This window comes from Saccharothrix sabaoui (assembly GCF_051756985.1).
Classification (GTDB): domain Bacteria; phylum Actinomycetota; class Actinomycetes; order Mycobacteriales; family Pseudonocardiaceae; genus Actinosynnema.
Genome location: NZ_JBPKJK010000123.1, coordinates 17,202 through 27,646 on the forward strand (window position 1 = coordinate 17,202; position 10,445 = coordinate 27,646).

Consider the following 10,445-nt stretch of genomic DNA (forward strand, 5'->3'; position numbering starts at 1 on the left):
CTCCGAGCCCGACCGGCCCGAGTCTTTCGTGGAGCCGAACAGGGCCGTTCTGCGGTTGTCCTCCACCCTACGCACGCGCTGGGGTGGAGACCTCGACCGGAGGGGGATCGATGAGGAGAGCACCGACCACCACGCTGACCACCGCGTTGTCCGCCGCACTGACCGCCGCGCTGCTCACGGCGATCACGCCGGCGGCCGCGCCGGCACTCGCCCAGGCGCGGCCCGGCCCGCACCACGACCAGGCGCTGACCTGGGCGCCGTGCACCGACGTCCCGGGCCTGGAGTGCGCGACGTACACCGCGCCGCGGGACTGGCGCACACCCGGCGACGGCAGGTCCGTCACCATCGCCGTGAGCCGGCTGAAGGCCCGCGGCGAGTCGCGGGGCGCCGTGCTGACCAACCCGGGCGGCCCCGGCGCGCCCGGCCGCACGCTGCCGCTGCTGTACGCCGAGCGGACGAGGCTGGTCCAGGACCGCGACGTCATCGGCGTCGACGTGCGCGGCACGGGGGCGAGCACGAACGTCACCTGCGGCGGGTTCGACTTCCTGGCGCTCACCGACCCGCGCGACCGCCGCCGGGCCAACGCGAAGCTGATCTACGACGGCGCCGAGCTCCAGGCCACGGCCTGCCGGACCAGGTCCGGCGAGCTGGGCGAGGTGGTCAACACCGAGCAGACCGTCCACGACCTCGACCTGCTGCGCCACCTGCTCGGCCGGGAGCGGGTCGACTGGGTCGGCTACTCGGGCGGCAGCCGGCTGGGCGCCTACTACGCGACCTACTTCCCGGACCGGGTCGGCAAGTTCGTGCTGGACTCGAACCCCGAGTTCACCAGCACGTTCCAGGACGTGTTCGACAACTTCGGGTACGGCTTCGAGCGGCGCTTCCGCGTCGACTTCCTGCCGTGGGTCGCGAAGTACGACGCCCTGTACCGGCTGGGCACGACCGCCGAGCAGGTCCGGCAGTCCTACGAGCGGACCCGCGCCGCGCTGAACGCGGAGCCGGCGGCGCTGCCCGGCGGCACCCTCGTCGACGGCGTCCTGCTCGACGTGCTCCTGATCCGGGCCCAGTACTCCAAGACCGCGTTCCCGGAGGCGGCGGCGCTGTTCTCGCAGCTCGCGCGGGGCGACGCGGGCGCGGTGACGGCCGCGGCGGCGCTCGCGCGGTACCCGGACGCGTCCAACGGCGCCCTGTACGCGACCGCGTGCAACGACACGGGGTTCCGCCACAACCGCACCACCCTGGCGCTGGAGGCCGAGCGGCTGGGCCGGCGGTACCCGCTGATGGGGTACTACCAGTTCCTCGCGCCGTGCGCGTCCTGGGACCGGCCCGCGCTGGAGCTGAGGGAGCCGACCGGCCGGGGCGTGCCGCCGGTCCTGATGGTGCAGTCGGTGCGCGACCCGGCCACCCCGCTGGAGGGGGCGCGGGACGCGCACCACCGGTTCGCCGGCTCGCGGCTGCTGACCGTGACCGACGAGGGCGACCACGGCGTCTACGGCTTCGGCAACGCGTGCGTGGACGACGTCGTGGAGTCGTTCATCGTCGACGGGGTCGTGCCCCCGGTCGACTCGACGTGCCCCGGCGTGCCGCTGCCCGACCCGACCGCGCCCGCCGCGCAGCAGCGGCGACCGCTCGTGGGCTACCCGCTGTAGCCCCCGGCCCGGGTCACGTGCCGTAGCCGTTCCCGGGGGGACCACCGGTGGCGCCGCCCGTCTGCCGACGGCGGGCGGCGTACACCCCGGCCTCGGTGCGCCGGTCGAAGCCCAGCTTGTGCAGCAGCGAGGAGACGTAGTTCTTGACCGTCTTCTCCGCCAGGTAGAGCCGGCTCGCGATCTGCCGGTTGGTCAGGCCCTCGGCGATCAGGTCGAGGATGCGCCGCTCCTGCGGGCTCAGCGCCGCGTAGCGCGGGTCCTCGACCGGTCCGCCGCGCAGGCGCTGGAGCACGGTCGCGGTCACGCCCGAGTGCAGCAGCGACCCGCCCGCGGCCAGCGTGCGGATCGCGGACACCAGGTCGTTGCCGGACACCTGCTTGAGCATGTAGCCGGCCGCGCCCGCCATGATCGCCCCGAACAGCGCCTCGTCGTCCGAGTACGAGGTCAGCATCAGGCACGCGGGCGGCGGCTGGACCGTCGAGCGGATCTCGCGGCACACCGTGACGCCGTCGCCGTCGGGCAGCCGCACGTCGATCACGGCCACGTCCGGCCGGTGCAGGGCGGCGGCGGACACGGCCGCCGCGGCGCTCTCCGCCTCACCCACGACCTCGATGTCCGGTTCCACGGCGAGCAACTGCTGGAGCCCCCTGCGGACGATCTCGTGGTCGTCGACGAGCAGCACCGAGATGGACAAACCCTCTCCCCTCCCCTAACACCGTCACCGCGTGGTCAGCGGCACGGACCACGTCACCGTCACGCCCCGCCCCCCGGCCGAGTCGACGTCGCAGGAACCGTCCCACCTCGTGGCCCGGGCCGCCATGTTGACCAGACCACCGGTGTGCCGGTTGCGCCCCGCGGGCAGGCCGGCGCCGTCGTCGCGCACGACGAGCCGCAGCCACGTCGCCGCGCGGTCCACCGACACCTCGACGTCGACCCTCTTCGCCGACGCGTGCCGCGCCGCGTTGGCCAGCGCCTCGCGCAGCGTGGCGAGCAGGTCGGGCCGCACGTGGTCGGGCACCACCGAGTCGACGGGGCCGTCCAGCGCCAGCGCGGGCTCGAAGCCGAGCAGGCGGGTCGAGTCCTGCACGACCCGGCGCAGCTGGACGCGCAGGTCGGCGTCGCCCGCGGGCGACTCCTGCAACGAGAAGATGGTGCGCCGGATCTCCCGGATCGTCTGGTCGACCTCGGTGACGAAGTCCTGCAACCGCTGCGCCACGAGCGGCTGCTCGACCAGGCCGTTGAGGCCCTGGAGGCCGAGGCCCAGGCCGAACAGCCGCTGCACGACGAGGTCGTGCAGGTCGCGGGCGATGCGGTCGCGGTCCTCCAGCACCGCCAGCCGCCGCCCCGCGCCGGTGGCCCGGGTGAACTCCAGGATCAGCGCGGCCTGCCGGGCGAACGACTCGACCAGCGCCACGTCCGGCGCGTCGAACCCCACCTGGCCGCGGGCCCGCGCCACGAGCAGCACGCCGAGCACCCGTTCGCCCGCGGCCAGCGGCACGACCACCCCCGGGCCGACCCGGGCCGGCAGGCCGGGCAGGCCGTCGAACACCTTCGCGCGGCCGGTCCCGAACACCTCGCGCGCCGCGCCGCCCTCGCGGGACACGTCGAACCCGCGCAGCTCGCCGTCCATGACCCGCACGGCCAGCTCGCCCTGCGGGTCGGGCAGCGCCAGCACGGCGATCAGCCCGTCGGCGGCGAGCCGGGCGCGCACCGCGACCAGCCGCAGCGCGTCCCGGTCGGGGGTGCCGGTGAGCAGCGCGTTCGTCACCTCGTTGGACGCCCGCAACCACACCTCGCGCTGCCGCGACTGCTCGTAGAGCCGGGCGTTCTCGATCGCGATGCCCGCCGCCGCGGCCACCGCCACCACCACCTCCTGGTCGGCGAGGGTGAAGTCCGCGCCGTCCTCCTTGTCGGTGAGGTAGAGGTTGCCGAACACCTCGCCCCGCACGTGCACGGGCACGCCGAGGAAGCCGGGCGAGGACGGGTCGAACGCGGCGCCCCAGGACTCGTGCGGCCCGACCGGGTGGTGGCCCTCGCCGTGGGTGAACTCCAGCAGCTGCCGGTTGGGTCCGACCACGGCCAGCGCGCCGTACCGCGCGCCGACGAGGCTGCACGACGACTCCACGATGCGGCGCAGCACGTCGGGCAGCGACAGGTCGCTGGCGAGCGAGACGACCGCGGCGAGCAGCCGGTGCAGCCGCTCCTGCGACACGATCGCCTCGGCGGTGCGGTCGGTCAGCTGGCGGAGCAGGCCGTCCAGGCGCACCGCGTTGGCGTCGGGGGGACCGGGCACCGTGGGACCACCCTCGGGACGTGGGGGTTGCGCTGGCGTGGGATCGCGCTGGGGGACCACCGAGGGTAGCGCCTGCCGCTACGGGATGCGACGGCCCGTGAGCACTTCCAGGTCCACGACCAGGTAGTGATCGGGCAGGCCGTGGCGGCGGGCGGCCAGGGGCAGCTCGCGCAGGCGCCGGAGACCCGGCTCGTCGTCCACCTCGGTGACGTGCCCGATGGCCATCACCGACCAGCCCTTCGACAGGTCGTGGGCGATGTCGTCGATCTCGAACGCGACGATCGTGTCGCGGGCGACCAGCGTGGAACTGCCCTCGGGAACGCGCAGCACGACGCGCTCGCCGTCGACGACGTAGGGCACGGGGTGCACGACGGGCAGGGCGCGGTCGGTGTAGACCAGCCGCCCGATGACGGCCGTCCGCAGCAGCTGCATGCACTCCTCGCGGGAGAGGACCTGAAGTCCAGCGGCGTCGTACATCGCACCTCTTCGTCCCCCGGGTTGCCGGACTAGAACGTTCTGCTCTGTGATCGTCCTTGCCTAGAGGCGGAAGTCCCGGCTTCGACCTGGCACCCGGATGGGGGATTTCCGGCAATACCCGAACGGCAGCGGCCGCATTCCCCCGCCACCCCACCCCGACCAGCCAAAACCCGAGAGTCCAACGCCCAAGCCCCGAGAGTCCAACGCTCACGACCCGCGAGTCCAACGCTCAGGACCCTTGAGTTCTGCATTCGCGACTCACGGCGTTAGGAATGAGCGCATGACACGGCGGTCACGAGCGCATGACTCGCGGGACAGGTGCACGGCGGCGTCAGGCGCCGACGCCCTCGACGAGCCGGTCGGCGGCGGCGTACGGGTCCAGCTCACCCGCGACGACCCTCTTGGCCAGGGTCTCCAGGGCGGCACCGCCGCGCAGCCCGCCGAACCGCGACCGCAGCCGCTCGACGGCGATGGCCTCGATCTCCCCCGCCGCACGCGCGGCACGCCGCCGCTCCAGCTCACCGCGCTCGACCAGCCACGCGCGGTGGGCCTCGATCGCGTCCACGACGTCGTGCACGCCCTCGCCGCGCGCCGCGACGGTCTTCACCACCGGGGGCCGCCACAGGCCGCCCTCCCGGTCCCGCCGCCCCAGCGAGATCACGTGCTTGAGGTCGCGGGCGGTCTGGTCGGCGCCGTCGCGGTCGGCCTTGTTCACCACGAACACGTCGGCGATCTCCAGGATGCCCGCCTTCGCCGCCTGGACGCCGTCCCCCATGCCGGGCGCGAGCAGCACGACGGCGGTGTCGGCCAGCGACACCACCTCGACCTCGGACTGCCCGACGCCGACGGTCTCCACGAGCACCACGTCGCACCCGGCCGCGTCGAGCACGCGCAGCGCCTGCGGCGTGGCCCAGGACAACCCGCCGAGGTGGCCGCGCGTGGCCATGGACCGGATGAACACGCCGGGGTCGGTGGCGTGCTCCCCCATCCGCACCCGGTCGCCGAGCAGCGCGCCGCCGGAGAACGGCGACGACGGGTCGACGGCCAGCACCCCGACCCGGTCGCCGCGCTCCCGGTACGCCTTGACCAGCGCGGACGTGGACGTGGACTTGCCGACGCCGGGCGCGCCGGTCAGCCCGACGACCCGCGCGTTCCCGCAGTGGGGCGCCAGTGCCGCGGCCACGTCGCGCAGCCGCGGCCCGGCCTCCTCCACCAGCGAGATGAGCCGGGCGACCGCGCGCGGTTGTCCCTCGCGCGCGCGGTCGACCAGCTCGGCCACGTCGACGGCGCGGGCCACTAGACCTTGGGGACGCGCACGATCAGCGCGTCGCCCTGACCTCCGCCGCCGCACAGCGCCGCCGCGCCCACGCCACCGCCGCGGCGCTTGAGCTCCAGCGCGAGGTGCAGGGCGATGCGCGCGCCCGACATGCCGATCGGGTGGCCCAGCGCGATCGCGCCGCCGTTGACGTTGACCTTCTCCTCGGGCAGGCCGAGCTCGCGCGTGGAGACGATGCCGACCGCGGCGAACGCCTCGTTGATCTCGACCAGGTCGAGGTCGGCCGGGTCGATGCCCTCCTTGGCGCACGCGGCCTTGATCGCGTTCGAGGGCTGCTGGTGCAGGCTCGCGTCGGGGCCCGCGACCACGCCGTGCGCGCCGATCTCGGCCAGCCAGGTCAGGCCCAGCTCCTCGGCCTTGGCCTTGCTCATCACGACCACGGCCGCCGCGCCGTCGGAGATCTGCGACGCCGAGCCCGCGGTGATGGTGCCGTCGGGGGCGAACGCCGGGCGCAGCTTGGCCAGGGTCTCCGCGGTGGTGTCGGCGCGCACGCCCTCGTCGGTGGCGAACTCGACCGGGTCGCCCTTGCGCTGCGGGATGAGGACGGGGGCGATCTCCTCGTCGAACACGCCGTTCTTCGACGCCTCGGCGGCGAGCCGGTGCGAGCGGGCCGAGAAGGCGTCCTGCTCCTCGCGGGTCAGGCCGTGGCGGGCGTTGAACTTCTCCGTGGACATGCCCATCGCCACCTGGTCGAACGCGCAGAACAGGCCGTCGTGGGACATGTGGTCGAGCATCGTGACGTCGCCGAACTTGAACCCGCCGCGCGACTTCTGGAGCAGGTGCGGCGCCTGCGTCATGGACTCCTGGCCACCGGCCACCACGATGTCGAACTCACCCGCGCGGATCAGCTGGTCGGCGAGCGCGATGGCGTCGATGCCGGACAGGCACACCTTGTTGACGGTGAGCGCCGGCACGGTCATCGGGATGCCCGCGTTCACCGCGGCCTGGCGGGCGGGGATCTGGCCGGCGCCGGCGGTCAGCACCTGGCCCATGATCACGTACTCCACCTGTTCGGGTGAAACTCCCGCGCGCTCCAGCGCCGCCTTGATCGCGACGCCGCCGAGCTGGGCGCCGGAGAAGTCCTTCAACGATCCGAGCAGTCGCCCCATCGGGGTTCGGGCCCCGGCGACGATGACGGAACCGGACACAGCAGCCTCCACAGCGGGTGTAAGCGGTTGTTAACACGCCACGATACCCACGGTTACTTAGGAGTAGCCTTGTGAGACGTCGCACAGCGGGACCTGCACCGATTCGGGAGTTATGTTCGCCGGCATGGAAGAACTACGCGGCTTCGTCACCGCCATCGACCACGTGGGCATCGCCGTCCCCGACCTCGACGACGCGATCGCGTTCCACCGGGAGCACTTCGGCCTGGAGGTCGTGCACGAGGAGGTCAACGAGGAGCAGGGCGTGCGCGAGGCCATGCTGCGCGCCCCCGGCGACGACGGGAGCGGCACGGCCGTGCAGCTGCTCGCGCCGCTGAGCCCGGACTCGACGATCGCGAAGTTCATCGGTCGCGCGGGCCCCGGCCTCCAGCAACTGGCCCTCCGGGTGTCCGATGTGGACGCCACGGCCGACGCGCTGCGCGACAAGGGGCTGCGCCTGCTGTACGAGGGCGCCCGCCGCGGCACGTCGGACAGCCGGGTCAACTTCGTGCACCCCAAGGACGCGGGCGGCGTGCTGGTCGAGCTGGTCGAACCCGCCGCCGGCCGCTGAACCGCTGCCGCTGAACCGCCGGTACCGCCGCCGCACCTGACGACCACGCCCCACCCGACGAGCGCGCCCTTCGACGACGCGCCGGACGAGCGCGCCCTCCGGCGACCCTTCGGGTGTCCGCCCGCCCGGCGACCCGCACCCCCGCCCTCTCCGGGCACCCCCGATGCTCCGCCCGGTCGGCCACCGGGTCAAGGGCGACCGTTCGGGGGAAAGGGCAGTGCGGTGGCTCACAGCTGTGTCTTCTGAATCGGTTACCCGTGGGTAACCTCCGGCAACCTGCGTGGACCTCTTGAGCGCCACGACATCTCCGAACACCCCCGACCTGGGAGGGAACGCCGTGCAGAAGATCCTCGACGCGATCCTGGCCGACGAAGTGGACGCGATCGGATCGCTCGACGTACCGGAGACCTACCGGGGCGTGACGGTGCACGCCGACGAGGTGGGCATGTTCGAGGGCCTCGCCACCAAGGACAAGGACCCGCGCGAGTCGCTGCACGTCGACGAGGTGCGCACCCCCGAGCTGGGTCCGGGCGAGGCGCTGGTGGCCGTGATGGCCAGCGCGATCAACTACAACACCGTGTGGACCTCGATCTTCGAGCCGGTGTCGACGTTCTCGTTCCTGAAGAAGTACGGCGGCCGGCACGATCAGCCGTTCCACGTCGTCGGCTCCGACCTGGCGGGCGTCGTGCTGCGCACCGGGCCGGGCGTCAACGCCTGGAAGCCCGGTGACCGGGTGGTCGCGCACTGCCTCGACGTGCAGCTGGAGCACCCGGACGGCCACGGCGACACCATGCTCGACCCGGAGCAGCGCATCTGGGGCTTCGAGACGAACTACGGCGGCCTCGCGGAGATCGCCCTGGTCAAGGCCAACCAGCTGATGCCGATGCCCGCCCACCTCACGTGGGAGGAGGCGGCGTCGCCCGGCCTGGTGAACTCCACCGCCTACCGGCAGCTCGTGTCGACGAACGGCGCGAACATGAAGCAGGGCGACACCGTCCTGATCTGGGGCGCCTCCGGCGGCCTCGGCTCCTACGCCACGCAGTTCGCGCTCAACGGCGGGGCGACGCCGGTGTGCGTCGTGTCGTCCCCGGAGAAGGCCGAGATCTGCCGCCGCATGGGCGCCGAGCTGATCATCGACCGCAGCGCCGAGGGCTACCGGTTCTGGAAGGACGAGCACGAGCAGGACCCGCGCGAGTGGAAGCGGTTCGGCGCGCGGATCCGCGAGCTGACCGGCGGTGACGACCCCGACATCGTGTTCGAGCACCCGGGCCGGGAAACGTTCGGCGCGTCCGTCTACGTCGCCAAGCGCGGTGGCACCATCGTGACCTGCGCCTCCACCAGCGGCTTCATGCACCAGTACGACAACCGCTACCTGTGGATGCACCTCAAGCGGATCATCGGCTCGCACTTCGCGAACTACCGCGAGGCGTGGGAGGCCAACCGGTTGGTCGCCAAGGGGAAGATCCACCCGACACTGTCCAAGGTGTACTCGTTGGAGGACACCGGGCAGGCCGCGCACGACGTCCACCGCAACGCCCACCAGGGCAAGGTCGGCGTGCTGGCGCTGGCCCCCGAGGAGGGCCTGGGCGTCCGCGACCACGAGCTGCGGGCGCGCCACCTGTCCGGGATCAACCGTTTCCGGGGCGTCTAAAGCGAAATCACCCCCGGTGTGCGGCGCTCGGGTGACCGCCGCGCACCGGGAGCGGGTAGCGTGCACGCCATGGGCCTCGCCGACGACCGTGACCTTGTCCCCCTGGGCTCCGGCTTCGACATCGTCAAGCGCGGGTACGACCGTGCCCAGGTCGAGGACCACCTGGAACGACTCGACTCCGACCTGCGCCTGCTCGCGGCCGACCGCGACGCGGCGGTGTCGCAGACCAACGACCTCGCCCGCCAGTTGGAGGCGGCCCGTTCGGAGGTCGGCGAACTGCGCGGCCAGGTGGAGCGGCTGTCGCTGCCGCCGACCACGCTGGAGGGCCTGAGCGAGCGGTTGCAGCGGATGCTGCGCCTCGCCCAGGACGAGGCCAACGAGATCAAGGCGCGCGCCGAGGCCGAGGGCGGGCACATCCGCGCCAAGTCGGAGGCCGACGCGGCGGCGCTGCGCGCCCGGTACGAGAAGCTGATCGCCGACCAGGAGCGGCGGCGCACCGAGATGGAGGCCGAGCACCGGGGCGTCCTGGAGAAGGCCCGCGCCGAGGCCGAGAAGATCGTGGGCGAGGCGCGCGAGGCGGCGGCCAAGCTCGACGCGGAGTCGCTCCAGCGCCGCACCACGGTCGAGGAGGACTTCGAGATCGCGATGGCCGCGCGCCGGGTCGAGTCGATGAAGACCCTGGCCGAGACCGAGGCCGCGTCGAAGGGCGAGGCCGACCGGCGGGTGCGCGAGGCCGCCGAGGAGGCCGCCCGCGTGCGCGCCCAGGTCGCGCAGGAGCAGGCGGCGTCGACCGCCGAGGCGCAGCGGCTGGTGCGGGAGGCCACCGAGGAGGCCAACCGCCGCCGCCACGACTCGATCAGCGAGGCGACCGCGCGCGTCCAGGAGGCCACCGACGAGGCCAACCGCCGCGTCCGGGAGGCCACCGAGGAGTCGAACCGCCGCGTCACCCAGGCCGCGCAGAAGGTCGAGGCGCTCCGCCAGCTGCGCAACCGGCTGTCGCAGCAGCTGCACTCGGTCCGCACCGCCCTGCACGACGTGACGCCGCTGCTGGACCCGCTGGAGGAGGAGAAGCCGCAGGCAGCGGCCCCCGCCCCGGCACAGCCGCCCGCGCCGGCCACCGCCGCCGCGCCCGCCGCCCCGGTGGCCCCGTCCCCGGCCGGCCCGTCCCCGGTGCCCGCCGCCGCCGAGGAGTCGAAGCCCGAGCCCGTCGCGGGCGGTGGCGCGTCACCGGCCCCCGCGCCCGGCGCGAAGCCCGCACCGGACGGCCCGACCCAGAAGATCGCCCGGCCGAACCCGAAGGCGCAGGCGGGCAAGCGCTAGCCG

At 73.5% G+C, this 10,445-nt stretch carries 9 protein-coding genes; 4 read left to right on the forward strand and 5 right to left on the reverse strand.

The features are described from left to right. Nucleotides 1-110 precede the first annotated feature (110 nt). A complete protein-coding gene (locus ACR807_RS30070; protein WP_438924824.1) occupies nucleotides 111-1,649 on the forward strand; it encodes an alpha/beta hydrolase in 1,539 nt (512 codons plus the stop codon). Between the two features lie 13 nt (nucleotides 1,650-1,662). Here ACR807_RS30070 and ACR807_RS30075 read toward each other — a convergent pair whose 3' ends face one another. From ACR807_RS30075 to ACR807_RS30095, 5 genes are all read right to left on the reverse strand, one after another. After that, nucleotides 1,663-2,343, reverse strand: a complete 681-nt coding sequence (locus ACR807_RS30075) for a response regulator (RefSeq protein ID WP_438924825.1) — start codon at nucleotides 2,341-2,343, stop codon at nucleotides 1,663-1,665. Nucleotides 2,344-2,367: 24 nt separating this feature from the next. Then, the gene (locus ACR807_RS30080) at nucleotides 2,368-3,942 is read right to left on the reverse strand and encodes a GAF domain-containing protein (protein ID WP_438924826.1); all 1,575 of its coding nucleotides are present in this window, start codon (nucleotides 3,940-3,942) and stop codon (nucleotides 2,368-2,370) included. A gap of 78 nt (nucleotides 3,943-4,020) precedes the next feature. After that, entirely contained in the window at nucleotides 4,021-4,419 is a 399-nt protein-coding gene (locus ACR807_RS30085) for a pyridoxamine 5'-phosphate oxidase family protein (protein ID WP_438924827.1), read from the reverse strand. Nucleotides 4,420-4,750: 331 nt separating this feature from the next. Next, entirely contained in the window at nucleotides 4,751-5,716 is a 966-nt protein-coding gene (gene meaB, locus ACR807_RS30090) for a methylmalonyl Co-A mutase-associated GTPase MeaB (protein ID WP_438924828.1), read from the reverse strand. Further along, entirely contained in the window at nucleotides 5,716-6,903 is a 1,188-nt protein-coding gene (locus ACR807_RS30095) for an acetyl-CoA C-acetyltransferase (protein WP_438924829.1), read from the reverse strand. The genes meaB and ACR807_RS30095 overlap by 1 nt, the downstream gene beginning before the upstream one ends. 124 nt (nucleotides 6,904-7,027) lie before the next feature. Here ACR807_RS30095 and mce point away from each other — a divergent pair, with 124 nt between their 5' ends. From mce to ACR807_RS30110, 3 genes are all read left to right on the forward strand, one after another. Continuing rightward, on the forward strand, nucleotides 7,028-7,471 hold the full coding sequence (gene mce / locus ACR807_RS30100) for a methylmalonyl-CoA epimerase (RefSeq protein ID WP_438924830.1): 444 nt from the start codon (nucleotides 7,028-7,030) through the stop codon (nucleotides 7,469-7,471). A 337-nt stretch (nucleotides 7,472-7,808) separates the two neighbouring features. Next, on the forward strand, nucleotides 7,809-9,122 hold the full coding sequence (gene ccrA, locus ACR807_RS30105) for a crotonyl-CoA carboxylase/reductase (protein ID WP_438924833.1): 1,314 nt from the start codon (nucleotides 7,809-7,811) through the stop codon (nucleotides 9,120-9,122). A gap of 69 nt (nucleotides 9,123-9,191) precedes the next feature. Next, nucleotides 9,192-10,442 (forward strand): chromosome segregation protein, encoded by a 1,251-nt coding sequence (locus tag ACR807_RS30110; protein ID WP_438924831.1) that lies wholly within the window; start codon nucleotides 9,192-9,194, stop codon nucleotides 10,440-10,442. Nucleotides 10,443-10,445 lie beyond the last annotated feature (3 nt).